Origin of the sequence: Variovorax sp. J22G73 (assembly GCF_030317035.1) — a bacterium.
Taxonomy (GTDB): domain Bacteria; phylum Pseudomonadota; class Gammaproteobacteria; order Burkholderiales; family Burkholderiaceae_C; genus Variovorax.
Genome location: NZ_JASZYK010000001.1, coordinates 1,018,073 through 1,041,951 on the forward strand (window position 1 = coordinate 1,018,073; position 23,879 = coordinate 1,041,951).

General features: G+C 67.2%; 23 protein-coding genes. 14 read left to right on the plus strand and 9 right to left on the minus strand.

What is annotated here, in order from left to right; translation table 11 throughout:
* Nucleotides 1-2 precede the first annotated feature (2 nt).
* Complete coding sequence (gene dnaG / locus QTI51_RS04745) at nt 3-2,042, minus strand: DNA primase (RefSeq protein WP_116908530.1); 2,040 nt, start codon at nt 2,040-2,042, stop codon at nt 3-5.
* An 85-nt stretch (nt 2,043-2,127) separates the two neighbouring features.
* Here dnaG and QTI51_RS04750 point away from each other — a divergent pair, with 85 nt between their 5' ends.
* The gene (locus tag QTI51_RS04750) at nt 2,128-3,072 is read left to right on the plus strand and encodes a YihY/virulence factor BrkB family protein (RefSeq protein ID WP_116907971.1); all 945 of its coding nucleotides are present in this window, start codon (nt 2,128-2,130) and stop codon (nt 3,070-3,072) included.
* On the opposite strand, the gene QTI51_RS04755 is transcribed toward QTI51_RS04750, so the two are convergent.
* Entirely contained in the window at nt 3,020-3,778 is a 759-nt protein-coding gene (locus QTI51_RS04755; RefSeq protein WP_116907970.1) for a 3-hydroxyacyl-CoA dehydrogenase, read from the minus strand. The two genes, QTI51_RS04750 and QTI51_RS04755, sit on opposite strands and share 53 nt — an antisense overlap.
* A gap of 131 nt (nt 3,779-3,909) precedes the next feature.
* Complete coding sequence (locus QTI51_RS04760; protein ID WP_116907969.1) at nt 3,910-4,461, minus strand: phasin family protein; 552 nt, start codon at nt 4,459-4,461, stop codon at nt 3,910-3,912.
* A 249-nt stretch (nt 4,462-4,710) separates the two neighbouring features.
* Here QTI51_RS04760 and QTI51_RS04765 point away from each other — a divergent pair, with 249 nt between their 5' ends.
* Nucleotides 4,711-5,166 carry an acyl-CoA thioesterase gene (locus tag QTI51_RS04765; protein WP_116907968.1) on the plus strand — a complete coding sequence of 152 codons (456 nt, stop codon included), beginning with the start codon at nt 4,711-4,713 and terminating at the stop codon, nt 5,164-5,166.
* A gap of 73 nt (nt 5,167-5,239) precedes the next feature.
* On the opposite strand, the gene QTI51_RS04770 is transcribed toward QTI51_RS04765, so the two are convergent.
* Both QTI51_RS04770 and QTI51_RS04775 read right to left on the minus strand, forming a co-directional pair.
* Complete coding sequence (locus tag QTI51_RS04770; RefSeq protein ID WP_116907967.1) at nt 5,240-5,647, minus strand: hypothetical protein; 408 nt, start codon at nt 5,645-5,647, stop codon at nt 5,240-5,242.
* 61 nt (nt 5,648-5,708) lie between these two features.
* Complete coding sequence (locus tag QTI51_RS04775) at nt 5,709-5,942, minus strand: CsbD family protein (RefSeq protein ID WP_093303623.1); 234 nt, start codon at nt 5,940-5,942, stop codon at nt 5,709-5,711.
* A 205-nt stretch (nt 5,943-6,147) separates the two neighbouring features.
* Here QTI51_RS04775 and pncB point away from each other — a divergent pair, with 205 nt between their 5' ends.
* From pncB to QTI51_RS04815, 8 genes are all read left to right on the plus strand, one after another.
* Nucleotides 6,148-7,368 (plus strand): nicotinate phosphoribosyltransferase, encoded by a 1,221-nt coding sequence (gene pncB, locus QTI51_RS04780; RefSeq protein ID WP_116907966.1) that lies wholly within the window; start codon nt 6,148-6,150, stop codon nt 7,366-7,368.
* Between the two features lie 50 nt (nt 7,369-7,418).
* The gene (locus tag QTI51_RS04785; protein ID WP_116907965.1) at nt 7,419-8,831 is read left to right on the plus strand and encodes a sodium:proton antiporter; all 1,413 of its coding nucleotides are present in this window, start codon (nt 7,419-7,421) and stop codon (nt 8,829-8,831) included.
* A 69-nt stretch (nt 8,832-8,900) separates the two neighbouring features.
* Nucleotides 8,901-9,887, plus strand: coding sequence for a 2-hydroxyacid dehydrogenase (locus tag QTI51_RS04790; RefSeq protein ID WP_116907964.1), 987 nt, complete (start codon nt 8,901-8,903; stop codon nt 9,885-9,887).
* Between the two features lie 38 nt (nt 9,888-9,925).
* A complete protein-coding gene (locus tag QTI51_RS04795) occupies nt 9,926-11,320 on the plus strand; it encodes a DNA recombination protein RmuC (protein WP_116907963.1) in 1,395 nt (464 codons plus the stop codon).
* A complete protein-coding gene (locus QTI51_RS04800) occupies nt 11,317-12,480 on the plus strand; it encodes an MFS transporter (RefSeq protein ID WP_116907962.1) in 1,164 nt (387 codons plus the stop codon). The genes QTI51_RS04795 and QTI51_RS04800 overlap by 4 nt, the downstream gene beginning before the upstream one ends.
* A 124-nt stretch (nt 12,481-12,604) precedes the next feature.
* On the plus strand, nt 12,605-14,143 hold the full coding sequence (locus QTI51_RS04805) for an MFS transporter (protein WP_116907961.1): 1,539 nt from the start codon (nt 12,605-12,607) through the stop codon (nt 14,141-14,143).
* Between the two features lie 83 nt (nt 14,144-14,226).
* Nucleotides 14,227-14,694: a hypothetical protein gene (locus QTI51_RS04810; protein WP_116907960.1), complete on the plus strand. Its 468-nt coding sequence runs from the start codon at nt 14,227-14,229 to the stop codon at nt 14,692-14,694.
* Between the two features lie 8 nt (nt 14,695-14,702).
* Entirely contained in the window at nt 14,703-15,368 is a 666-nt protein-coding gene (locus QTI51_RS04815; protein ID WP_116907959.1) for a TetR/AcrR family transcriptional regulator, read from the plus strand.
* Between the two features lie 43 nt (nt 15,369-15,411).
* On the opposite strand, the gene QTI51_RS04820 is transcribed toward QTI51_RS04815, so the two are convergent.
* The 3 genes from QTI51_RS04820 to earP form a co-directional block, all read right to left on the minus strand.
* On the minus strand, nt 15,412-16,275 hold the full coding sequence (locus tag QTI51_RS04820; RefSeq protein WP_116907958.1) for an LOG family protein: 864 nt from the start codon (nt 16,273-16,275) through the stop codon (nt 15,412-15,414).
* Nucleotides 16,276-16,405: 130 nt separating this feature from the next.
* Nucleotides 16,406-16,960: an elongation factor P gene (gene efp / locus QTI51_RS04825; protein WP_028258883.1), complete on the minus strand. Its 555-nt coding sequence runs from the start codon at nt 16,958-16,960 to the stop codon at nt 16,406-16,408.
* Nucleotides 16,961-17,113: 153 nt separating this feature from the next.
* Complete coding sequence (gene earP, locus QTI51_RS04830) at nt 17,114-18,205, minus strand: elongation factor P maturation arginine rhamnosyltransferase EarP (RefSeq protein ID WP_116908529.1); 1,092 nt, start codon at nt 18,203-18,205, stop codon at nt 17,114-17,116.
* Between the two features lie 114 nt (nt 18,206-18,319).
* Here earP and QTI51_RS04835 point away from each other — a divergent pair, with 114 nt between their 5' ends.
* The 4 genes from QTI51_RS04835 to QTI51_RS04850 all read left to right on the plus strand — a co-directional run bounded on the left by QTI51_RS04835 (nt 18,320) and on the right by QTI51_RS04850 (nt 22,820).
* Nucleotides 18,320-19,234, plus strand: a complete 915-nt coding sequence (locus QTI51_RS04835; RefSeq protein ID WP_116907957.1) for an alpha/beta fold hydrolase — start codon at nt 18,320-18,322, stop codon at nt 19,232-19,234.
* 73 nt (nt 19,235-19,307) lie between these two features.
* Entirely contained in the window at nt 19,308-21,311 is a 2,004-nt protein-coding gene (gene uvrC, locus QTI51_RS04840) for an excinuclease ABC subunit UvrC (protein WP_116908528.1), read from the plus strand.
* Between the two features lie 58 nt (nt 21,312-21,369).
* A complete protein-coding gene (gene pgsA, locus QTI51_RS04845; protein ID WP_116907956.1) occupies nt 21,370-21,936 on the plus strand; it encodes a CDP-diacylglycerol--glycerol-3-phosphate 3-phosphatidyltransferase in 567 nt (188 codons plus the stop codon).
* Entirely contained in the window at nt 21,933-22,820 is an 888-nt protein-coding gene (locus tag QTI51_RS04850) for a DMT family transporter (RefSeq protein WP_116907955.1), read from the plus strand. The genes pgsA and QTI51_RS04850 overlap by 4 nt, the downstream gene beginning before the upstream one ends.
* Before the next feature lie 25 nt (nt 22,821-22,845).
* On the opposite strand, the gene QTI51_RS04855 is transcribed toward QTI51_RS04850, so the two are convergent.
* Nucleotides 22,846-23,814: a LysR family transcriptional regulator gene (locus QTI51_RS04855; protein WP_286512575.1), complete on the minus strand. Its 969-nt coding sequence runs from the start codon at nt 23,812-23,814 to the stop codon at nt 22,846-22,848.
* Nucleotides 23,815-23,879: the final 65 nt, after the last annotated feature.

Sequence of the window (23,879 nt, forward strand, 5' to 3'; positions counted from 1 at the left end):
TTTCAAGCAGTTTCTGCACCAGAAGCGCGAATGCGTGCACGCAATTCGAGTCGGCGGGTTTCCAGCGCCTTGTAGCGCTCGAGGGCTTTCGGGTCTTTTCCGACCGCCGCAATGGCTTCGCTCTGCTGGGCTTTGAGCAGGTCGTCGAGCATGAAGTCGAGCACGCTGGTGAGTTCGCGGGCGGCTTCGGCCAGGTGTTGCGCCTCTTCGCCCTCGGGGACGGGGCCGGCCTCGGCCACGGACATCAGCCGCTCGGCCAGCGCTTCGAAATCCATTCCGCGCATGCCTTCGCGCAGCGCGGCCCAGGGCTGCACGCCGTGCTCGTGCAGCTGGCTGTCCAGCCAGGTGAAGAGCGCGCCGTGCGTGCCGGGCAGCTCGCACAGCATCACGTGAAGCTCGTGCGACAGCGCATCCCACTGCGCCATGTTCGACAGCAGCAGCCGCACCGCCACGTCGGGGCGGCTGGGCGGGGCGCCGCGTCCGCGCAGGGGCTCGATGGGCTCCTCGAACTTGCCGCCCCAGCGCTTGCCCTTGACGAACTTGCGCTGCTGGAACTTCGGCTTGCTATCGCTTTCATAGCGCGGCGGCTCGAAGTCCTGCGGCGGGGGCATGTCGGGGTAGTAGTCGTCTCCGCCGCCGCTGTATCCGCTGCCTCCGGCGTCGTAGCCGCCGGGCTCGTTGTGCCGCTGCTGCGCGGGCGTGCCGCCTGCCTTGCGCGGGCCCGGCAGGGAGGCCCACAGGTCCGACAACGCCGCCGCGTCGAGTTGCACCAGCGTGGCAATTTCGCTCAGCAACTGCCGCTTGAGCGCGCCGTCCGGCATGGCGCTCCACAGCGGGCGCACGTTGCTGGTCATGTGGGCGCGGCCTTCGGCGGAGGTGAGGTCGCAGCCTTCGCGCGCGGCCTCGAGCATGAAGCGCGACAGCGGCGTGGCCTCGTTGATGAAGCGGGCGAAGGCCTCGGCGCCGTGCTCGCGGATGAAGCTGTCGGGGTCGTGCTCGGCCGGCAGGAACAGGAACTTGATGCTGCGCACATCGGTGGCATAGGGCAGGGCGCCGTCGAGCGCCTTGCGCGCGGCGCGGCGGCCGGCCGCGTCGCCGTCGAAGCTGAACACCACCGATTCGGTGAAGCGGAACAGCTTTTGCACGTGCTCGGTCGTGCAGGCGGTGCCCAGCGTGGCCACCGCATTCGGAAAGCCGAGCTGCGCCAGCGCCACCACGTCCATATAGCCCTCGGTGACCAGCGCAAAACCGCGGTCACGGAAGGCGGCGCGCGCCTCGTACAGGCCATAGAGTTCGCGGCCCTTGCTGAACACGGGCGTTTCAGGCGAATTCAGGTACTTGGGCTTTTCGTCGCCCAGCACCCGGCCGCCGAAGCCGATGCATTCGCCCTTGACGTTGCGAATCGGGAACATCACGCGGTCGCGAAAGCGGTCGTAGCGCTTGGCGTCGGCCTCGCTGAGCTGGCCTTCCTCGTTGTTGACGATGACCAGGCCGCTTTCGGCGAGCAGCGGGTCGTCGTAGTCGGGGAACACGCTGGCCAGCGAGCGCCAGCCGGCCGGCGCGTAGCCGATGCCGAACTGCTTGGCCACTTCGCCCGAGACGCCGCGGCCCTTCAGGTAATCGATGGCGCCGGGCGCCTGGCGCAGGTGCTTGCGGTAGGCGTCGCCGGCTTTCTCCAGCACGTCGGTCAGCGTGGCCTGCTTCTGGCGCTGGGTGGCGGCGCGGGCGCGCTCGGCGGGGGAGGCGTCGTCTTCGGGCACCTGCAGGCCGTACTGGCCGGCCAGGTCGTGCACCGCCTCGACGAAGCCCATGCCCGCGTGCTCCATCAGGAAGCCGATGGCGTTGCCGTGCACCCCGCAGCCGAAGCAGTGATAGAACTGCTTCGTCGGGCTGACGGAGAAAGAGGGCGATTTCTCGCCGTGGAACGGGCACAGCCCCATGAAATTGGCGCCGGCCTTCTTGAGCTGCACATAGCGGCCGACGATTTCGACCACATCGGCGCGCGCGATGAGTTCCTGGATGAATGAAGCGGGGATGGTCATGTAGGCGAAGAGCGGCAAATCATACGCAAGCGGCGCCGCCCCCGCGGGCCGACGGCATACTGAAAGCGTCCGAAATCCACGCCAGATGACGCCCAACCCCCTTCAACACGCCGCGCCGCTGCTGCGCCACCCCCTGCGATTCGGCTGGGACGCGCTCAAGGAATTCCGCGCCAACCAGGGCCTGCTGCTCGCGGGCGCGGTGGCGTACTACGCCTTGCTGTCGATCGTGCCGCTGCTGATCGTGAGCGTGATCGCGCTGTCGCACGTCATCGAGCAGGCCGAGCTGCTGCGCACCATCGGCCGCTACCTGGAGTGGCTGCTGCCGGGCCAGTCGAAGGCCATCGTGGCCGAGCTGTCGAGCTTCCTGGACCACCGCGACGTGCTCGGCCCGGTGCTGCTGGTGACGATGATCTTCTTCAGCTCGCTGGCCTTCAGCGTGCTCGAAAGCGCGATGGCGGTGATCTTTCACCACCGCAAGGCCGACCACAAGCGCCACTTCCTGGTGTCGGTGGCCATGCCCTACGTGTACATCCTGTGCCTGTGCGTGGGGCTGCTGCTGGTCACGCTGGTCTCGGGCGCGCTGCAACTGGTGGGGCAGGAAAGTGTCGACCTGCTGGGCCGCAGCTGGTCGCTGTCGGGCATTTCGGGCCTGCTGCTGTACCTGCTGGGGCTGGGCGGCGAGATCTTCATGCTGACCTCGCTCTACCTCGTGATGCCGGCCGGGCGCATGTCGCTGCGGCACGCGCTGTTGGGCGGGGTGACGGCCGCGCTGCTGTGGGAGCTCACGCGGCGCGTGCTGATCTGGTACTTCTCGACGCTGTCGCAGGTGAATGTGGTCTACGGCTCGCTCACCACGGCGATCGTGGTGCTGCTGAGCCTGGAGATCGCGGCCACGCTGGTGCTGCTGGGAGCCCAGGTGATCGCGAACTACGAGCGCCTGGACCGCACCGGCAGCGTGAAGCCGGGCAAGGACGAGCTCAGCGGGGAGCCAGTCGAATCGCTCCGTCCAGACGAATCACTTCGCCGTTGAGCATGTCGTTCTCGATGATGTGCTTGGCCAGCTTGGCGTAGTCGTCGGGCGTGCCCAGGCGCGAAGGAAAGGGCACGCTGGCGGCCAGGGCGTCCTGCACTTCCTGCGGCATGCCGAACAGCATGGGCGTGCCGAAGATGCCGGGGGCGATGGTCATGTTGCGGATGCCGCTGCGTGCGAGGTCGCGCGCAATGGGCAGCGTCATGCCGACCACGCCGCCCTTCGAGGCGCTGTAGGCGGCCTGGCCGATCTGGCCGTCGTAGGCCGCGACCGAGGCGGTCGAGATGAGCACGCCGCGCTCGCCCGTGGCTTCCGGCTCGTTCTTGCCCATGGCGTCGGCGGCCAGGCGAATCATGTTGAAGCTGCCGATCAGGTTGACCGTGACGGTCTTGCTGAACACGGCCAGCGCGTGCGGGCCGTTCTTGCCGACGGTCTTCTCGGCCGGCGCGATGCCTGCGCAATTGACCAGGCCCACCAGCTTGCCGAGCTTGACCGCGGCAGCCACCACGGCCTGGCCGTCGGCTTCCTGGCTCACGTCGCACTTGACGAAGACGCCGCCAATTTCCTTCGCAACGGCTTCACCCTTGTCCGCCTGCATGTCGGCGATCACCACCTTGGCGCCGTTGGCGGCCAGCATGCGCGCCGTGCCTTCGCCGAGGCCCGAAGCGCCACCGGTCACGATAAATACCTTGCCGTCGATCTGCATTGAAAGTCTCCTGAGATGAGGCGGCCATTATCGAAGACGCTCGCCGGGCGAAAAAAAAGGCCTCATCCGAAGATGAGGCCCTGAATTGGATCCGTGAGGACCCAAGGAGACAACTGGTGGTGGTCGACGGCTTAGCGCTTGCGCGAAGCGGTCGCGGTCTTCGCAGCGGCAACGGCTTGCGACGACACGGCGTTGAAGTTGGCTTCGGCGACGTCCGAAGCTTGCTTGACGGCCTTTTGAACCGATTCGAAAGCGTTGTTGGCGGCAGCCACGGCGCTCTTCATGACCGCGACGGCGGTTTCCGAACCGGCGGGGGCGTTCTTGGAAGCGCTGTCGACCAGGCCGACGAAGGCTTGCTGGGCTTCAGAGGCCTTGGCTTCGAAAGCCTTGCCGAATTCAGCGCCGGTGCCTTGGGCGATGTCGTACAGGTGACGGCTGTAGGCAGCGGTCTTTTCGGCCAGGGGCTGGAACAGGCTGGCTTGCAGGGTCAGCAGTTCTTGTGCGTCCTTGACGCTCAGGGCGGCCTGGGCGGTGCTCTGAGCTTCGGCCAGGGCAGCCTTCGAGGCGGTCACATTCAGCTCGACCAGCTTTTCCACGCCTTCGAAAGCCTTGGTGGTCAGGCCGAACAGGGTTTCGAGGTTGGCTTTTTGGGCGGCGAGGATTTGGTCAGCGGTCAGGGCCATTTGAGATCTCCAGAAGGGATTGAGTGGTCGGTTCACGTTGCGCTGTCTCGCCGTCAATGTTGCGGTGCAGCATGGCCTCAAGTATAGGCAGCTGAGTTTTGCGATCAAGGGGTTTTTGCTGCTCTGCAGCAATTTAGAACCCGTCTTCTAAATTTGGCCGCGCGGCCAAAAAGCGGGCTTCAAGCCTGCGTCTTTCGCTGACCTGCACGCGACGTTCCGCGGCAGGCACCGCTGGCAGAATGCCGCGCCATGACTGAAGCCGCCACCCCTGCCGCCAAACCCACCCCCCACAAGCGCGACAGCTATCGCGCGTTCCGCAGCATTCCCACGCGCTGGGCCGACAACGACATGTACGGCCACGTGAACAACGTCGTCTACTACAGCTGGTTCGACACCGCCGTGAACGCATTGCTGATAGAGCAGGGCGCGCTCGACATTCATCAGGGCCAGACCATCGGCTTCGTGGTCGAGACGCAGTGCAACTATTTCGCGCCGATCGCGTTTCCGCAGACCGTGGAGGCGGGCATCCGCGTGGCGCAGGCCGGCCGCTCGAGCGTGCGCTACGAGATCGCGATGTTCGCCGAAGGCTCGGAGACCGCAGCCGCGCAGGGCCATTTCATCCATGTGTACGTGGACCGCACCACGCAACGCCCGGTGCCGCTGCCCGACGCATTACAGAAGGTGGTCGACTCGCTCAAGGCCTGACCCGAACGCTCCATGACAAACGGCGCCCAAGGGCGCCGTTGATCTTTTCGAAGGCTGCGTAGCCGTACGTGACTTACATGGTCTTCTTCATGGCCTTGATGTCGGCCTTGCCCTGGGCTTCGTCGGCCTTGGCCTGCTTTTCGCAAGCCGACTTGGCGTCGCCCTTCTGGTCGTCGCACTTTTCCTTCGCGACTTCGTAGGTGGCCTTCACCTTTTCTTCAGCCACCTTGCGGGCGTGGGCGTCGCTCGGCTGGTATTGCTGTTCCAGTTCGGCCTTGGCAACGTCTTCCTTGCCCTTGGCTTCCTTCTGGCAGACGTCCTTGGCGTTGTCCTTCATCGTGTCGCACTGGGCCTTGGCGACCTTGTAGTCGGCTTCGATCTTTTCCTTGGCGACCTTGTATTCGTCCTTGGTCATGGCGCTGGCCTGCGTGGTCATGAAGCAGGTGGAGGCCAGGGCCAGCATGAGGAGGTGCTTTTTCATTGGTTTTTTCCTTTGAAGAGTCGGTGGAATCGGGGAAGGGGGAAGTTCAGGGGCAAAGCGCTCAATAGCGCTCGAACCACAGCGCGTCCGGCGAGCGGCCGTCACGCGATTCCCAGTCCTTGACCTGCTTTTCCGCCTCGTCGCGGCTGATGCCGTGGCGTTCCTGGATGCGGCCGAGCAGTTGGTCGCGCTTGCCGGCGATGACGTCGAAGTCGTCGTCCGTCAGCTTGCCCCATTGCTCCTTGACCTTGCCCTTGAGCTGCTTCCAGTTGCCTTCGATGGTGTCCTTGTTCATGCGAATCTCCTTGGATAGGTTGATTCGGCGGTCTGTTGTTGCCGCCGTGAAATCACTGTCGTCCGGTGGATTCGCCCCCTCGGTAGGACTTGCTGTTCACGCCCCGTAGGCAGAGGCCGACGCCTCCCGTGATAATCGAACGGACGCCGAAAGTTTGAGACACCCCAACGCATCGCGCCGCACTGCCCGTACCGCGCCCAGCACCATGATCATTCACAGCCTGCTCGACACCGACCTCTACAAGTTCACGATGATGCAGGTGGTCCTGCATCACTTTCCCGGGGCCCGCGTCGAGTACCGCTTCAAGTGCCGCAACCCGGGCGTGAACCTGGCGCAGTTCGCGGGCCAGATCCGCGACGAGATCCGCAGCCTGTGCTCGCTGCAGTTCCGCGACGCCGAGCTCGCCTACCTGCGCTCCATGCGCTTCATCAAGAGCGACTTCGTCGACTTCCTGGGCCTGTTCCGGCTCAACGAGAAGTACATCAACATCATTCCCCAGCCCTCGGGCGAGCTCGAGATCCGCATCAAGGGCCCCTGGCTGCACACCATCCTGTTCGAGATCCCGGTGCTGGCGATCGTGAACGAGGTGTACTTTCGCAATACGCAGAAAAAGCCCGACCTCGAGGAAGGCCGCCGCCGCCTCGAAACCAAGATTTCACAGCTGCAGGACGACGGCCTCAGCGACCTCAAGATCGCCGACTACGGCACGCGTCGCCGCTTCTCCAAGGACTGGCACGAAGAGGTGTTGCGCACGCTCACCGCCCGGCTCGGCGCCGTCACCTCGCCAGCGGTGCAGGCCGCGCCCGGCGCGCGGCTGCCGCAACTGGCGGGCACCAGCAACGTGCTGTACGCCATGAAGCTGGGGCTGATTCCGCTGGGCACCATGGCGCACGAATACCTTCAGGCCTGCCAGGCGCTCGGCCCGCGGCTGCGCGACAGCCAGATCTTCGGCTTCGAGAGCTGGGCGCGCGAGTACCGCGGCGACCTGGGCATCGCGCTGTCCGACGTGTACGGCATGAGCGCCTTCCTGCGCGACTTCGACCTGTATTTCTGCAAGCTCTTCGACGGCGCGCGCCACGACAGCGGCGACCCGTTCCAGTGGGGCGAGCGCATGCTGGCCCACTACATCGCCAACCGGGTCGATCCGCGCACCAAGACGCTGATCTTCAGCGACGGCCTCACGGTGCCGCGCACTATCGAGCTGTACCAGCAGTTCCGCGGGCGCTGCCAGCTGGCCTTCGGCATCGGCACCAACCTCACCAACGACCTGGGCTACGAGCCGCTGCAGATCGTCATCAAGATGATCCACTGCAACGACCAGCCCGTGGCCAAGCTGTCGGACACGCCCTCCAAGAACATGTGCGAGGACGAGAAATACCTGGCCTACCTGCGCCAGGTCTTCGAGATCGAACAACCCGCGGCCTGAAGGCTGTACCGCGCTCCTGCACCACCCGGTCTGGTACGGTACGGCCCCCCATGCAAAAAACGATTCGACAAGGCGCTGCCGCGGCGGCGCTGCTGCTGCTTCCCGCCCTGGCTTGCGCCGCTGACTTCGACGGCGGGCAACTGTCGCCGCTGTGGGGCGTGCCGTTTGCCGGCATTCTGTTGTCGATCGCGTTGCTGCCGCTGTTCACACCCGCGTTCTGGCACCACCACTACGGCAAGATCTCGGCCGCCTGGGCGCTGGCGTTCCTGCTGCCCTTTGCCGCGACGTACGGCGCGGGCATGGCCGGCGTTCAGCTGGTGCATGCGCTGGTGGCCGAGTACATCCCGTTCATCATCCTGCTGACCGCGCTGTTCACCGTGGCGGGCGGCATTCACATTCGCGGCAACCTGCGCGGCACGCCGGGGTTGAACACGGCGATCCTGGCCATCGGGGCGGTGCTTGCGAGCTTCATGGGCACCACGGGCGCGTCGATGCTGCTGATTCGCCCGCTGATCCGCGCCAACGACAACCGGCCGCGCAAGGTGCACGTGATCGTGTTCTTCATCTTCATCGTGTCGAACGCGGGCGGTGCGCTCACGCCGCTGGGCGATCCGCCGCTGTTCCTCGGTTTCCTGAAGGGCGTGGGCTTTTTCTGGACGGCGCAGAACATCCTGTTCGAGACGCTCTTCATCCTCGCCGTGCTGCTGGCGTTGTTCTACGCCATCGACCGCCGCTTCTATCGCAAGGACGGCGTGCTGAGTGCCGACCCCACGCCCGACACCGGGCGCCTGGGCTTCGACGGCACGGCCAATTTCTGGCTGCTGGGCGGCGTGGTCGCGCTGGTGCTGCTCAGCGGTTTCTGGAAGTCGCCGGTCGCCTTCGATGTGTTCGGCACCGAGGTCGGCCTGCCGGGGCTGGTGCGCGACCTGGGCCTGGCGCTGATCGCCGTGGTCTCGTACAAGCTCACCGCGCCCAAGGTGCACGCGGCCAACCAGTTCGAGTGGGAGCCCATGGCCGAGGTGGCCAAGCTGTTCGCGGGCATCTTCCTGACCATCATTCCCGTCATCGCGATGCTCAAGGCCGGCACGCAGGGGCCGTTCGGCGCCATCGTCTCGGCCGTGACGCGCGCTGACGGCCAGCCCGACCCGGCGATGTACTTCTGGGCCACGGGCGTGCTGAGTTCGTTCCTGGACAACGCGCCGACCTACCTGGTGTTCTTCAACACCGCGGGCGGCGACCCGGCCGCGCTGATGACCACCTACGCCAGCACGCTGGCCGCCATCTCGGCCGGCGCGGTGTTCATGGGCGCCAACACCTACATCGGCAACGCGCCCAACCTCATGGTCAAGGCCATCGCCGAGAGCCGCGGCGTGCGCATGCCGAGCTTCTTCGGGTACATGGCGTGGTCGCTGACCATCCTGGTGCCGCTGTTCGTCGTTTCCACTTTCATCTTCTTCCGCTGACCTTCTTTCGCTGACCCTTTCCCGCTGATCCTTTTCCGCTGACCATTTTTCGCAGAGAGAGACAACCTCATGAGCAAGCCCAAGATCCTGGTCGCGCGCGCGATCTTTCCCGAGACCCTCGAGCGCCTGTCGCAGCATTTCGAGGTCGAGTCGAACCAGGCCGACGAGGGCTGGAGCAAGGAGCAGCTCATTGCCAGGCTGCAAGGCAAGCAGGGCGCCTTCACCACCGGCAGCGAGCGCATCGACGCCGCCGTGCTCGACGCCTGCCCCGATCTGAAGATGTGCGCCAACATGGCCGTGGGCTACAACAACTTCGACGTCGACGCCATGGCCGCGCACGGCGTGCTGGGCACCAACGCGCCCGACGTGCTGACGGAGACCACCGCCGACTTCGGCTTTGCGCTGCTGATGGCCACGGCGCGCCGCATCACCGAAAGCGAGCACTTCTTGCGCGCCGGCAAATGGCAGAAGTGGAGCTACGACATGTTCGCCGGCTCCGACATTCACGGCTCCACGCTGGGCATCATCGGCATGGGCCGCATCGGGCAGGGCATTGCCAGGCGCGGTGCGCACGGCTTCGGCATGAAGGTGGTCTATCACAACCGCTCGCGGCTCGACGCCACGCTGGAAGCCGAATGCAAGGCCAGCTACGTGAGCAAGCAGGAGCTGCTGCAGACCGCCGACCACGTGGTGCTGGTGGTGCCGTATTCGGCGGCCTCGCACCACACCATCGGCGCGGCCGAAATCGCGCTGATGAAGCCGACGGCCACGCTGGTCAACATCGCGCGTGGCGGCATCGTCGACGACGCGGCGCTGGCCGTGGCCCTGCGCGAGAAGCGCATTGCCGCCGCCGGCCTCGACGTGTTCGAGGGCGAGCCCAAGGTGCATCCCGACCTGCTGACCGTGCCTAACGTGGTGCTCACGCCGCACATCGCGAGCGCCACCGTGCCCACGCGCCGCGCCATGGCCGACCTGGCGGCGGACAACCTCATCGCGTACTTCGGCGGCAAGGGACCCCTGACACCCGTGACGCCGGTCCCCGCGGCAAGCAAATAAACACAACCACAGCGAGCAGCGGCAGCGCCCCCCCGACCTTGGATTCCTATTCAGACCTGATCCTCATCGCGCTGGCCGCGCTCGCGGTCATCCAGCTCGTGCTGGTGATCTGGCTGCTCGCACGCCGACAGCCCCCGCCCGACCACGGCGACCTGCTGCGCGTGCTGGCCACGATGGGCTCGGCCAGCGAGCGCACCGAGCACGAACTGCGCCGCGAAATCGCCGACAGCTCGCGCGGTGCACGGCAAGAAACGGCGCAGGCCTTCGCCACCTTCCAGCGCTCGCTGGTGCAGCAGGGCGCCGAAGCCACGCGCACGCAGAACGCGCAGCTCGACGCGTTCTCGCTGCAGCTCGCCTCGCTGCAGAAGACGCTGGCCGACACGCTCAACACGCAGCTGCAAAGCCTGAGCGACGCGAATGCGCGCCGCCTGTCTGAAGTGCGCGCGACCATGGAAACCCAGCTCGCGCAGCTGCAGCAGACCAACGCCGCCAAGCTCGACGAGATGCGCAAGACCGTCGACGAGAAACTGCAAAGCACGCTCGAGGCGCGCCTGGGCGAAAGCTTCAAGCAGGTGGCCGACCGGCTCGAGCAGGTGCACAAGGGCCTGGGCGAAATGCAGACGCTGGCCGTCGGCGTCGGCAGCCTGCAGCGCGTGCTGACCAACGTGAAGACGCGCGGCGTGTTCGGCGAGGTGCAATTGGAGGCGCTGCTCGAACAGGTGCTCACGCCCGAGCAGTACGCCAAGCAGGTGGAGACCAAGCCGCGCAGCGGACAGCGCGTGGACTTTGCGATTCGCTTTCCGGGCCGCGGTGATGACGGCGCGCCGGTGTGGCTGCCTATCGACGCCAAGTTTCCGCGCGACGACTACGAGCGGCTCATCGATGCGCACGAACGCGCCGATGCCGCCGGTGCCGAGCTGGCCGCCAAGGCGCTGGAGGCACGCATCCGCACCGAGGCGAAGTCCATCGCCGACAACTACCTGGCCGCGCCGCACACGACCGATTTCGCCATCCTGTTCCTGCCTGTGGAGAGCCTCTATGCCGAGGTGCTGCGCCGCCCCGGCCTGATGGACGCCATTCAGCGCCAGCACCGGGTGACGCTGGCCGGCCCGACCACCTTGCTGGCCATGCTCAACAGCCTGCACATGGGCTTTCGCACGCTTGCGCTGGAGCAGCAGGCCTCCGAGGTGTGGAAGGTGCTGGGCGCGGTCAAGACCGAGTTCGAGCGTTACGGCGAATGGGTTTCGCGCATCAAGGAACAGGTGGCCAAGGCCTCCGACACGCTCGACAAGGCCGACACGCGCGCCAGGCAGATGCGCCTGGCGCTGCGCAAGGTCGAGGCGCTGCCCGATGCGCAGGCGCAGGCGCTGCTGCCTTCGACCGGCACCGATACCGACAACGAAAACGACAAAGAGGGCGAAGACATCCCGTGAAAGGTTCCGAACTGCTGCGTGTCATCGGCGCCCAGGTGTGCCTGCACGCGACCATGGCCGGCATGCGGCTCGCCACGCCGCTGCTGGCCTTGCAACAGGGCTACAGCGCCGCCGCCGTCGGCGTGCTGATCTCGCTGTTCGCGCTGACCCAGGTGTTCCTGGCCTTGCCCGCGGGGCGCTTCGCGGACCGGCACGGCTTCAAGCGGCCGCTGTGGCTGTCGGTGATTGCCGCGGTGGTGGGAGCGGGGCTCGTCGCCGTTTTTCCGGTCTTTCCGGTGATGTGCCTGGCGGCGTTGCTGACTGGCGGCGCCACGGGCGCGACCGTGATCGCCCTGCAGCGGCACGTGGGCCGCTCGGCGCACGACCCGACGCAGCTCAAGCGCGTGTTCAGCTGGCTGGCCATCGCGCCCGCCCTGTCCAACTTCGTCGGGCCGTTCCTGGCCGGCATGCTGATCGACCATGCGGGCCGGGCGCCGGCGGACATGCTTGCGTTTCGCATCTGCTTCGTGGCGATGGCGGGCCTTCCGCTGATCTGCTGGATGCTCGCGCGCGGTGCGCACGAGCCGCCGCCCACGGCGCCGCTGGCTGGCGCCGCACCCACGCGCGCCTGGGACCTGCTGCGCGAGCCGATGTTCCGCCGCCTGCTGTTCGTGAACTGGCTGCAGTCGTCGAGCTGGGACGTGCATGCCTTCGTGCTGCCGGTGCTGGGGCACGACCGCGGCATCAGCGCCTCGGTGATCGGCTCGATCCTCGGCGCCTTCGCCATCGCGGCGGCGGTCATCCGGGTGATGCTGCCGGTGATTGCCTCGCGCTCGTCGGAGCGCGGCGTGATCCTGACTTCCACCATCGTCACGGCGCTGGTGTTCGCGGTTTATCCGCTGCTCGACTCGGCCTGGACCATGGGCCTGTGCTCGGTGGTGCTGGGCTTCTCGCTGGGCGCGGTGCAGCCGATGGTGATGAGCATGCTTCACCAGATCACGCCCCACGCGCGCCACGGCGAGGCGCTGGGCCTGCGGCTCATGACCATCAATGCGTCCAGCGTCGCGATGCCGATGCTGTTCGGCTCGCTGGGCGCGATCATCGGCATCGGCGGGGTGTTCTGGGTGGTCGGCGGCGTGGTGGCGCTGGGGGCGCGGGCCACCTGGGGCCTGAAGGCTTGAGAGGCGCGACCGCGGCACGCAACAACTGAAAACCACGCTTCAAATAAGAGCAATTCTCATTTGATTGACATTTGACTGACCGACAGTCAGTATCGGCGCCTTCTTCAGCGACCTTGAGGCGTCCATGAATTCCCGTTCCCTGCCGGCGGCCGACCCGCGCCGCCGCATCGCGCTCGTTGCCGCGGTCTTCCTCGGCAGCTTCATCGCCACGCTCGACGTGAGCATCGTCAACGTCGCGCTGCCCACGCTGCAGCGCGCGCTGTCCACCGACCTGGCCGGCCTGCAGTGGGTGATCGACATCTACGCGCTGTGCCTGTCGGCGTTCATGCTGTCGGCCGGCCCGCTCGGCGACCGCTACGGCCGCAAGCGCGCCTGGCTGGCCGGCGTGAGCGTGTTCACCATCGGTTCTGCGCTGTGCGCGGTGGCCACCAGCCTGCCGACGCTGCTGGCGGGCCGGGCGGTGCAGGGCGTGGCCGGGGCGCTGCTGATTCCGGGCGCGCTCTCGCTGCTGGCGCACGCTTTTCCCGAGCCTGCGAGCCGGGCGAGGGTGATCGGCGGCTGGTCGTCGTTCACCGCGCTGTCGCTGATCCTCGGGCCGCTGCTGGGCGGGTTGCTGGTGGACCACGCGGGCTGGCAGAGCATCTTCCTCATCAACATCCCGATCGGGCTGCTGACCGTGGGGCTGGGGGTCTGGGGCATCCAGGAGAGCGCGCACCCCGAGCACGCCGCGCTCGACCCGCTCGGGCAGGTGCTCAGCGTGCTGTGGCTGGGCGCGCTGACCTACGGGCTGATCGCGGCGGGTGAGCACGGCTGGGGCTCGGCGCAGGCCGCGAGCGCGCTGGTGTCGGCTGCCGTCGGCCTGGTGCTGTTCCTGGTGGTGGAGGCGCGCGTGGCGCGGCCGCTGCTGCCGCTCGGGCTGTTTCGCGACGCGCGCTTTTCGGTGACCAACTTCGCGTCTTTCGTGCTCGGTTTCTCTACGTACGCCAGCCTGTTCTTCTTCTCGCTGTTCCTGCAGCAGGTGCAGGGCTGGTCGCCCAGCGAGACGGGCTGGCGGCTGGTGCCGCAGTTCGTCGCGACCGGCGTCGTGGCCTCGCAGTTCGGCCGGCTCGCCCGGCGTCACGAGGTGCACACGCTGATGGTCGCGGGCTACGCGCTCATCGGCGCGTCGATGCTGCTGCTGACGCTGTTCTCGGCCGACACGCCGTACGCGCTGCTGGCCTTGCTGTTCGTGTTCCTCGGCGCGGGCTCGGGCTTGGCGGTGCCGGCCACCAGCACGGCGGTGATGGCCTCGGTGCCGGCGCAGCGTTCGGGCATGGCGTCGGCCACGATGAATGCGCTGCGCCAGGCCGGCATGCTGATCGGCATTGCGCTGCTCGGCACCTTGATGAGCACGCGCGCCACGTCGCTGCTGGCCGACGCGCTCGCGCAGGCGGGCCTTCGCAATGCGCAGCAGGCCGCGGTGGCCGCGGTCGGGCGTCATGACCTGGGTGCGCTGGCCTCGCTGACTTCGCTGGATGCGGCCGCGGCCCATCGGCTGCTTGCCGATGCGCTCGCGGGCGGCTTCCACGCCGCGATGGCCTGCGCCGGCATCGCCGGTCTGCTGGCGGCAGGGCTGCTCGTGGGCGTGCGGCCGCGTGCCGCCGTCGTGCCCGCCCGCGCCTGAGGCTGCGTCATTCGATGCCCGCCGCACTCGTGTCGGTGCGCTTGTCTGCGCGCCGTCATCCGGTTTTTTCCAAGGAGCTTTCCATGATCCATCACGAACTCAGCCAGTGGCCCCTCGTCATCAGCGTGTCATCAGGCCTGCAGACGCTCGAAAGCATGCACGCCTTCACCGAGGACTGGAACCGCTGGCTCGACCGGGGCGAGCGCTTCGCCTCGCTGCGCGTGTTCGCCGACGCCGACGCGCTGGTCCACCCCGAAGGCAGCGCGCAGAACGCCAAGCAGTGGCTCCAGGCGCGCGGCGCCGACATTCGCCGCCATATGATGGGCATGGCGAGCGTGGTGCCCGCCGACCAGTACGAAAAAATCCGCAAGATGAACGTAGAAAAACTCTTCGGCGTGCCCGCCAGCACCTTCGCCGACGCCGACGATGCGCTCGTGTGGCTCGGCGAGCGCGTGATGGTGCCGGGCGGCCTGCCTTTCGACTTGGCCGCGGTGCGTGCGGCGATCCGCTCGGCACGCGCGGCTGCAGCCGTGGCCGCTCCCGTTCGCTGAGGCCGTCGATGAGCACCAGCGGTACGGCCACGGACCCCGCACAACCCGAAGGCGAGGCCGCGCCGCGCCGCCGCACCAAGGCTCCTGAAACGCGCGCCGCCGCGCTGATGGACGCCGCGGAGCGGCTCTTCATTTCGAAGGGCATCGCCACCACCAGCATCGACGACATCGCCGCCGGTGCGCAGGTGGCCAAGGGCACGTTCTACCTGTACTTTCCGTCGAAAGAGGCGCTGCTCGGCGCGCTGCAGCAGCGCTTCGTCGACACCTTCTGCGGCCGCCTGCAGGCGGCCATGGACCGGCAGCGCCCCGACAACCACCACGCCCGCCTGAAGGCCTGGGTGGAAGCGGGCTTGCAGACCTACCTGGACAACGTCGCGCTGCATGACGTCGTGTTCCACGAATACCGCCCGGAAGACCGGCGCATGCGCAACGACAACGCGGTCATCACGCAGCTGGTCGGGCTGCTGAAGCAGGGCGATGCCGCCGGCATCTGGGACGTGGAGGACGCGACCTTCACGGCCGTGGTGCTCTTCAATGCGCTGCACGGCGTGGCCGACGACGCCGTGGCCATGGGCCAGACCGGCGATGCCGAGCGCAAGCGCCGCGTGCGGGCGCTCACGAAATTCTTCGAGCAGGCGCTGCATCCTTGTGAGGACGACGACAGCGCCGGTTGAACCCGACCGGGCCCAGCTGAAAGTGCCGGGCCCCGCGCTCAGCTCAGAGCTTGTAGAAGCGCTTGATCGCGCTCCATGCGTCGTCTGGCGCGTCGACGTATTCGAAGAGCTTCACGTCGCCCGGGGAGATCACGCCTTCGTCGACCAGGAAGTCAAAGTCGATCATGCGCTTCCAGTAGTCGGAGCCGAAGAGCACGATCGGCACCGGCTTCGACTTCTTCGTCTGCACCAGCGTGATCACTTCGAACAGCTCGTCGAGCGTGCCGAAGCCGCCCGGGAACGCCACCAGCGCCTTCGCACGCATCATGAAATGCATCTTGCGGATCGCGAAGTAGTGGAACTTGAAGCTCAGCGCCGGGGTGACGTACGGGTTGGCTTCTTCTTCCATCGGCAGCGCGATGGCCAGGCCGACCGAGAGGCCGCCGCCTTCATGCGCGCCGCGGTTGGCCGCCTGCATGATGCCGGGGCCGCCGCCGGTGCACACGAAGAGCTTGTCCTGCGGCTCCTTGTCGTTGCTGTACTGCGCCACCAGCTTTCCGAAGGCGCGCGCCTTCTCGTAGTAGTGCGAGTTGCGCGCCAGCCGGCGCCAGCGGTCGGCTGCCACGGTGTCGCCGGCCGCATCGGCCTGCGCGATCAGGGCGGCGGAATCTTCCTCGCTGCGAAAGCGCGCGCTGCCGAACACCACCACGGTGTTCTCGATGCCGTGGGCGCGCTGCTCGAGGTCGGGCTTCATCAGCTCCAGCTGCATGCGGATGCCGCGGGTTTCGCGGCGCAGCAGGAACTCGGGGTCGGCGAAGGCAATGCGCGAGGGGTCGGGGTCCAGCGGCAGGCCCTTGTCGGCATGGGAGTGCAGCGTGGCCCAGGCGTCGGCCAGGCGTTTGTCGTGAAGGTTGTGCGTGTTGTTCATGAGGAAACCAGACAGAAGGACCTGAGTGATTGTGCAGCGTTGCAATCGGCATGCCCAGACAACAAAAAAGGCTCCTTGCGGAGCCTTCTTCGAGGGTGGTGGTCAGCCGGAAAACCGGAGCCCTGCGGGCTCAGACGCGCTTGCGGTATTCGCCGGTGCGCGTGTCGATTTCGATCTTGTCGCCTTGCGCCACGAACAGGGGCACGGGCACTTCGAAGCCGGTGGCGATCTTGGCGGGCTTCATGACCTTGCCCGAGGTGTCGCCCTTGACGGCCGGCTCGGTCCAGGTGATTTCGCGCTCGACGCTGGTGGGCAGTTCGACCGAGATGGCCTTGCCGTCGTAGAACACCACTTCGACGGCCATGCCGTCTTCGAGGTAGTTCAGGGCGTCGCCCATGTTTTCGGCTTCGACTTCGTACTGGTTGTACTCGGTGTCCATGCAGACGTACATCGGGTCGGCGAAGTAGGAGTAGGTGCACTCCTTCTTGTCGAGCACGATCTGGTCGATCTTGTCGTCGGCCTTGAAGACCACTTCGGTGTTGAAGTTGGCGATCAGGCTCTTGAGCTTCATGCGCACGGTGGCGGAGTTGCGGCCGCCGCGGCTGTATTCGGTCTTGAGCACGACCATCGGGTCCTTGCCGTGCATGATGACGTTGCCGGCGCGGATTTCTTGAGCGATTTTCATATCAGGGTCTCTGGATGTTGGCCGCTCGGTGCACGGGGCCCCTCGGCGACGTGTGCCGAAGTGGTTGCCCCGCGGTACATGTCCCGCGGCAGGTTTAGCGGAGAGCATCTCGGATCGTCGAGATCCGGGCCGAAATCCGCAAAGCCCGCTATTTTAGCTTTTTTGGGCGGTCGAATCCTGCAGTTGCGTGACCAGATCGTCTTGCGCCAGCAACCGGGTGCGGGCGTTTTCCATCGTTTGATGCCACGCCCCCTGCGTTTCGAGCGGTGGCAGGGGGGTGTCGTCGAAGCCGTTCCAGGCGTGGTGGAAAAGCCGCAACGACGGCGAGGCGCCGAGCCAGTCGAGCCACGCGCCGAGCTTGACGTGGTGCGCGTCGTCGTCCTGCGGGTAGATCTGCCAGACGAAGGGCGCGCCCGCCCAGATGGCGCGCACCCATGAATCTTCCCCGCGCACGAAGTTCAGGTCGCAGGACCACAGCAAATGGTCGTAGTCGGATTGCGTGAGGTACGGCAGGTATGAAATTGATAGCGCACCGCGCACCGCGGGCACGCGCGTCGCCGGGCCTGAATCCGGAAGAAGCGCCTGCACCGCCTGCGTCGCACGGCCCGCCGTGACCAGCAGGTGGGTAGGTTCGAGGCCCTGCGCCAGCTGCTCCAGCAGCGCGGCCAGCGCGGGTGGCTCGTAGCAGAACAGCGAAACCAGGCGCCCGACGCCTGCCCACGCGATTTGTTGCGCGGCCAGCCAGGGCGCGCGGTCGAAGCGCGCGCGCCGCTGCATCAGGTCGGGTTCACGCAGCAGGCCGCCCGTGGCCGACGTGAAGCCCGGATAGAAGAAGCGCTTGGTCAGCCCGGCGCCGGGGCCCTTGAACACCGGCGAGGGCAGGCCGTGCAGCCGCTCGACATAGGGCTCGGCCGACAGGTATTCGAGGTTGACCCAGGCTCGGCCCGGCGCCTCGGCAAAACGCGCGACCAGCTCGGGTGCCGGCTCGCAGCCGAAGCCCTCGACCAGCACGTCGGGCGCCGGCGCGGCCACGGCGGCTTGCAGCGCGCCCGCGTCGAGCCAGTCGATCACCTCCACGCCTTCGTGGCCCGCGGGCGCCATCCAGCGCAGCGCCGATGCGTCGTCGATCCACAGCCGCACGCTTTCGCCGCGCACCGCGAGCTGGCAGGCCAGCCGCCAGCAGACGCCGAGGTCGCCGTGGTTGTCGATGACCTTGCAGAAGATGTCCCATCGCCTGGATTGCATGGCCGCGAGTGTGCCCGGGTTCGCGGCGCTGCCGGCAGGTTGCCGGTTGCTATGCTGGCCGAACAACAATCACCGGAGAGAGATCATGAGGATGCAGCGCTGGGGTGTCGCACGATGAGCGACGCCTATGAACACGTTTTCGTCGAGGCCAACGGCATCCGCTTTCATGTGGTGCAGGCCGGTCCGCCCGACGGGCCGGTGGCGATGCTGCTGCACGGCTTTCCCGAGTTCTGGCGCGGCTGGGCCAGCCAGATCGATGCGCTTGCCGCCGCCGGCTACCGCGTCTGGGTGCCCGACCAGCGCGGCTATGGCGAGAGCGACAAGCCGCAGGGCGTGGACGCCTACGCGCTCGAGACGCTGGCCGACGACATCTGCGCGCTGATCCGTAGCACCGGCCGCGACACGGTGACGCTGCTCGGCCACGACTGGGGCGGCGTGGTGAGCTGGCGCGTGGCGGCACGCAACCCGGAACTGGTGAGGAGGCTGGTCATCGTCAATTCACCGCACCTGGCGGTGATGCTGCGCCACATGTCGGTCGGGCGGCAGCGCCTGCGCAGCTGGTACATGCACTTCTTCCGCATTCCGCGCCTGCCCGAGCGGCTGCTGCGCCGGCACGATTTCCGGGGGCTGGTGCGGGTGCTGAGAAACGGCAGCAGGCCGGGCGCTTTCTCCGACGCGGAAATTGCGCAGTACCGCGAGGCCTGGAGCCGCCCGGGCGCGCTGACCGCCATGCTCGACTGGTACCGCGCGCTGATGCGCGACCGCTCGCGCATCCATGCGGACACGCGCATTCCCATGCCGACGCTGCTGCTGTGGGGCGTGCAGGACGAGGCGCTCGGCATCGAGATGGCCCAGCCCAGCATTGCGCTGTGCGACCGCGGTGAACTGCAGCGCATCGAGGGCGCGGGCCACTGGGTGCTGCACGAGGAGGGCGCCGACGTGAGCCGGCGCATCCTCGGGTTCCTGAGGGGCGGCGCGGTGGCCATGGCCGAGCCCGCGGCACGCCCTGTCGCAGCCGTCAGGGCATAAAGGTTTCACTCCGCATGGTGCCTTGGTGCCGCGGGTCGGCGTGCCCTGCGCGGCGCGCGCCACAATAGCCGCCATGTCAGACGTGCACTCCGATCAATTGCTCAGCGAAGTCGCGGCCCTGCCGCAGTTGCCGGGTGTCTATCGCTATTTCGACGCCGCGGGCGCGGTGCTTTATGTGGGCAAGGCGCGCAACCTCAAGAAGCGCGTGGCCAACTACTTCCAGAAGAGCCACGGCGGCACGCGCATCGGCCACATGATCTCGAAGATCGCGCGCATGGAAACCACCGTGGTGCGTTCCGAGGCCGAGGCGCTGCTGCTCGAGAACAACCTCATCAAGACGCTCAAGCCGCGCTACAACATCCTGTTTCGCGACGACAAGAGCTATCCCTACCTGAAGATCGCGTCGCACCAGTTTCCACGGCTGGCGTACTACCGCGGCGCGGTCGACAAGAAGCACCGCTACTTCGGGCCGTACCCGAGCGCATGGGCGGTGAAGGAATCGATACAGCTGCTGCAGAAGGTGTTCCGCCTGCGCACTTGCGAAGACACCGTGTACGCCAACCGCACGCGCCCGTGCCTGCTGTACCAGATCAAGCGGTGCAGCGGACCCTGCGTAGGCCACATCGTGCCCGACGCCTACGCGCAGGACGTGGCCAGCGCCGAGGCCTTCCTCATGGGCGACACGCAACTCGTGCTTTCGAAGCTCGAGCAGCGCATGACCACGCATGCCGAGAAGCTCGAGTTCGAGCAGGCGGCCGAACTGCGCAACCAGATGTCGGCCATCTCGCGCGTGCTGCACCAGCAGTCCATCGAGATCGCCTCGGACAAGGACGTGGACATCCTGGCCGTGCAGGTACAGGGCGGCAAGGCCTGCGTGAACCTGGCCATGGTGCGCGGCGGCCGGCACCTGGGCGACCGGCCGTACTTTCCGGTGCACGTGGAAGACGCGGCGCAGATTCATCACGGCGAGCTGGACGACGATGAAAGTGAAGGCGGGGCGTCGTTCGTCGCCGACGCCATCGAGGTGCAGGTGCTCGAGGCCTTCATCGCCCAGCACTACATCGACGTGCCGGTGCCGGCCACACTGGTGTTGAGCGAGCAGGTGAGCCGCGAGCTGATCGAGGCGATTTCGCTGCAGGCCGGCGGCCGCGTGACGGCGGTGTTCCAGCCGCGCGAGCAGCGCCGCCACTGGCTCGAAATGGCACAGACCAACGCCAAGCTGCAACTCGCCCGGCTGCTCGCCGAAGAGGGTTCGCAGCAGGCGCGCACGCGCGCGCTGGCCGATGCGCTGGAGCTGGCGTCGGAAGACCTGGACGAGTTTCGCGTCGAGTGCTTCGACATCTCGCACACCGCCGGCGAAGCCACGCAGGCCTCGTGCGTGGTGTTCGCGCACCACACGATGCAGAACCGCCAGTACCGGCGCTACAACATCGAGGGCATCACGCCCGGCGACGATTACGCCGCCATGCGCCAGGTGCTGCATCGCCGCTACGGCAAGCTGGCCGAGGCGATGGCCGCCGAGACCGAGGAGCTTCCGCCCGGCGATGTCGAGAGCGAAGGGGCCGCGGCAGCGCCGGATACGACGGATACGACGGATACGCCAACCGTCCCGAAGACTCGCACCGCGCGCATGCCCGACCTGGTGCTGGTCGACGGCGGCAAGGGCCAGGTGTCGATGGCGCGCGAGGTGTTCAGCGAACTCGGGCTGCCGCTGTCGCTGATCGTCGGGGTCGAGAAGGGCGAGGGCCGCAAGGTCGGCCTCGAAGAGCTCGTGTTCGCCGACGGCCGCGAGAAGGTCTACCTGGGCAAGGACTCGGCCGCGCTGATGTTGGTCGCGCAGATTCGCGACGAGGCGCACCGCTTCGCGATCACCGGCATGCGGGCCAAGCGCGCGAAGGTGCGCGTGGGTGGCAGCCAGCTCGAGGACATTCCGGGCATCGGCCCGAAGCGCCGCGCGCGGCTGCTCCAGCGCTTCGGCGGCATCCGCGGCGTGGCGGCGGCGAGCGTGGAAGACATCGCGTCGGTGGAGGGCATCGCGTCCGACCTGGCAGAAGAAATCTACAAGGCGCTGCACTGACGGCAACGGGCGCGAGACCCTCAGTCGAGGGTTAATGCCGCCATGACACAATCAAGAAATGTTCTGGACCCTTCCGACCATCATGACCTGGACGCGCATCGTCGCGATCCCTTTGATCGTCGGCGTGTTCTACCTGCCGATCAGCGAGCCGATGCGCAACCTGATCGCCACGGTGATGTTCATCGTCTTCGCCGCCACCGACTGGCTCGACGGCTACCTGGCGCGCAAGCTCAACCAGACCTCGGCCTTCGGCGCCTTCCTCGATCCGGTGGCCGACAAGTTCTTGGTGTGCGCCTCGCTGCTGGTGCTGGTGCATCTGCAGCGGGCCGACGTGTTCGTGGCGCTGATCATCATCGGCCGCGAGATCGCCATTTCTGCCCTGCGCGAATGGATGGCGCAGATCGGTGCCAGCAAGAGCGTGGCGGTGCACATGATCGGCAAGGTGAAGACCACCGTGCAGATGGTGGCCATTCCGTTCCTGCTGTATGACGGGCGGTTGTTCAAGGTGATCGACACCGGCCTGTGGGGCCAGTGGCTGATCTGGATCTCCGCGGTGCTCACCATCTGGTCGATGGTGTATTACCTGCAGAAGGCCATTCCGGAAATCCGGGCCCGCACCAAATGACCTCGGCGGCCACGGCCCGCAACGCGGGTTGGCTGCGGGCGATGCCGGCCGTGTTCGTGCTGATATGGAGCACGGGTTTCATCGTTGCGCGCTACGGCATGCCGTATGCGCCACCCCTCAAGTTCCTCGCCGTTCGCTATGCGTTGTCGCTGGTGTGCTTCGGCCTGTGGGTCACGCTGGCCAAGGTCGCGTGGCCCAAGGCGCGCGCCCAGTGGGGCCACCTGGCGGTCACGGGCGTGCTGATGCAGGCGGGCTACCTGGGCGGCGTCTGGGCCGCGGTGCATGCGGGCATGGGCGCGGGGCTGGTGGCCTTGCTGGTCGGCATCCAGCCGGTGTTGACGGCGGTGTGGCTGGCCTTCAATGGCGGACGCATTTCGAACCGGCAATGGGCCGGGCTCCTGCTCGGCTTCGCGGGGCTGGTGCTGGTGGTGTCGCGCAAGTTCGGGCAGGGCGCCGAGGTCAATGCGCTGACGATGGGGCTGGCGGTGATGGCGCTGCTGTCGATCACGGCGGGCACGCTGTACCAGAAGCGTTTCGTCGCGCCATGCGACGTGCGCAGCGCCAGCGCGGTGCAGATGGCGGCGGCGCTGCTGGTCACGTTGCCGTTCGCGGCGCTGGAGTCGCAGGGCATCGAATGGAATGCGTACTCGGTCGGCGCGATGGCGTGGTCGGTGCTGGCGCTGTCGCTGGGCGGCAGCTCGCTGCTCTATATGTTGATCCAGCGCGGCACCGCCACCGCAGTAACCAGCCTGCTGTACCTGGTGCCGCCCTGCACCGCGGTGATGGCGTGGCTGCTGTTCTCGGAGCCGATCACGCTGGTCACGGTGCTGGGCATCGCGCTCACTGCCGTGGGCGTGAGCCTGGTGGTGCGCGGCGGCCGCTGAGCGGGGCCGGGTTCTTTCTCTCTATTCAGCGCGTGCCGGTCTTGCCCGGCTTCCAGGGCTCCCCGCGAAATTGCTCCACCAGGTGGTCGATCAGCAGGCGCACGCGGCGCGGCGTCTTCGGTCGCCAGGGCGCGACCCAGTGGATGTCCGCTTCCGGCATGGCGTACTGCGGCAGCACGCGCACCAGTTCGCCGCTGGCAAGCTGTGGCGCGATGTCCCACAAGCTGCGCAGCATCACCCCGTGCCCGGCCAGGCACCAGTCGCGCACCATTTCTCCTGAGTTGCTGGCCAGCGGGCCTTGCACGCGCACGCGCGCGGTGCCGCCATCGCGCGCTTGGCGCAAGCTCCAGAGCGCGTGCTGGCGTTGGCCGCTGGCGTGGCTGTCGCCGTTCTCGCGTGCGACCAGGCAGTCGTGCGAAGCCAATGCCTCCACGGTGGCCGGCATGCCGCGACGCTCCAGGTAAGCGGGCGCGGCGGCCAGCACGCGCTGGTTGCGCGCGATGCGGCGCGTGACCCAGTCGGCCGCGCGGGGTTGCTGCACCGCCCACAACCACACGGCGCCGTCGTAGCTTGCCGCGCCGAGGTCGGGCAGTTGCTCGGTGAGCACCAGCTCGATCTGCAGGGCAGGGTGGCGCGCCTGGAAGCTCGCCAGCGCCGGCCCGAGCCAGCGCCTGCCGAAGCCGAAGGTCGCGGCCAGGCGGATGGTGCCGGTCAGCTCGTTCTGCCGTTCGCCGAGTTCGCTTTCGAGCGCGGCAAAGCCGTCGAGCAGCACGCGCGCATGCAGGCACACCGCCTCGCCTTCGGCCGTGACGCTGAGCCTGCGCGTGGTGCGGTCGAACAGGCGCTGACCCAGCCTCGCCTCCAGCGCGCCCAGCCGCTTGGTGACGACCGAAGGCACCACGTCGAGCGTCGCGGCCGCGCCTGCCAAGCTGCCCTGGTCGCGAATGGCGAGCACCAGCGCCAGGTCGCCGCGGTCCATCGAGGGAGTATTCATGCCGAATCGGAAAGTATGAATTGGTCGATTGTTGCTTGATGATCGCGGAGGCGCAACGCACAATC

What these genes read in the sequence shown, in the direction of transcription:
- QTI51_RS04755 (WP_116907970.1), bottom strand. Translation starts at nt 3,778, where the DNA reads ATGCAGATCGACGGCAAGGTATTTATCGTGACCGGTGGCGCTTCGGGC.
- QTI51_RS04760 (WP_116907969.1), bottom strand. Translation starts at nt 4,461, where the DNA reads ATGGCCCTGACCGCTGACCAAATCCTCGCCGCCCAAAAAGCCAACCTC.
- QTI51_RS04790 (WP_116907964.1), top strand. Translation starts at nt 8,901, where the DNA reads ATGAGCAAGCCCAAGATCCTGGTCGCGCGCGCGATCTTTCCCGAGACC.
- QTI51_RS04815 (WP_116907959.1), top strand. Translation starts at nt 14,703, where the DNA reads ATGAGCACCAGCGGTACGGCCACGGACCCCGCACAACCCGAAGGCGAG.
- QTI51_RS04785 (WP_116907965.1), top strand. Translation starts at nt 7,419, where the DNA reads ATGCAAAAAACGATTCGACAAGGCGCTGCCGCGGCGGCGCTGCTGCTG.
- QTI51_RS04805 (WP_116907961.1), top strand. Translation starts at nt 12,605, where the DNA reads ATGAATTCCCGTTCCCTGCCGGCGGCCGACCCGCGCCGCCGCATCGCG.
- QTI51_RS04750 (WP_116907971.1), top strand. Translation starts at nt 2,128, where the DNA reads ATGACGCCCAACCCCCTTCAACACGCCGCGCCGCTGCTGCGCCACCCC.
- QTI51_RS04775 (WP_093303623.1), bottom strand. Translation starts at nt 5,942, where the DNA reads ATGAACAAGGACACCATCGAAGGCAACTGGAAGCAGCTCAAGGGCAAG.
- QTI51_RS04850 (WP_116907955.1), top strand. Translation starts at nt 21,933, where the DNA reads ATGACCTCGGCGGCCACGGCCCGCAACGCGGGTTGGCTGCGGGCGATG.
- QTI51_RS04810 (WP_116907960.1), top strand. Translation starts at nt 14,227, where the DNA reads ATGATCCATCACGAACTCAGCCAGTGGCCCCTCGTCATCAGCGTGTCA.
- QTI51_RS04835 (WP_116907957.1), top strand. Translation starts at nt 18,320, where the DNA reads ATGAGCGACGCCTATGAACACGTTTTCGTCGAGGCCAACGGCATCCGC.
- efp (WP_028258883.1), bottom strand. Translation starts at nt 16,960, where the DNA reads ATGAAAATCGCTCAAGAAATCCGCGCCGGCAACGTCATCATGCACGGC.
- QTI51_RS04770 (WP_116907967.1), bottom strand. Translation starts at nt 5,647, where the DNA reads ATGAAAAAGCACCTCCTCATGCTGGCCCTGGCCTCCACCTGCTTCATG.
- QTI51_RS04855 (WP_286512575.1), bottom strand. Translation starts at nt 23,814, where the DNA reads ATGAATACTCCCTCGATGGACCGCGGCGACCTGGCGCTGGTGCTCGCC.
- earP (WP_116908529.1), bottom strand. Translation starts at nt 18,205, where the DNA reads ATGCAATCCAGGCGATGGGACATCTTCTGCAAGGTCATCGACAACCAC.
- QTI51_RS04820 (WP_116907958.1), bottom strand. Translation starts at nt 16,275, where the DNA reads ATGAACAACACGCACAACCTTCACGACAAACGCCTGGCCGACGCCTGG.
- QTI51_RS04765 (WP_116907968.1), top strand. Translation starts at nt 4,711, where the DNA reads ATGACTGAAGCCGCCACCCCTGCCGCCAAACCCACCCCCCACAAGCGC.
- pgsA (WP_116907956.1), top strand. Translation starts at nt 21,370, where the DNA reads ATGTTCTGGACCCTTCCGACCATCATGACCTGGACGCGCATCGTCGCG.
- pncB (WP_116907966.1), top strand. Translation starts at nt 6,148, where the DNA reads ATGATCATTCACAGCCTGCTCGACACCGACCTCTACAAGTTCACGATG.
- uvrC (WP_116908528.1), top strand. Translation starts at nt 19,308, where the DNA reads ATGTCAGACGTGCACTCCGATCAATTGCTCAGCGAAGTCGCGGCCCTG.
- dnaG (WP_116908530.1), bottom strand. Translation starts at nt 2,042, where the DNA reads ATGACCATCCCCGCTTCATTCATCCAGGAACTCATCGCGCGCGCCGAT.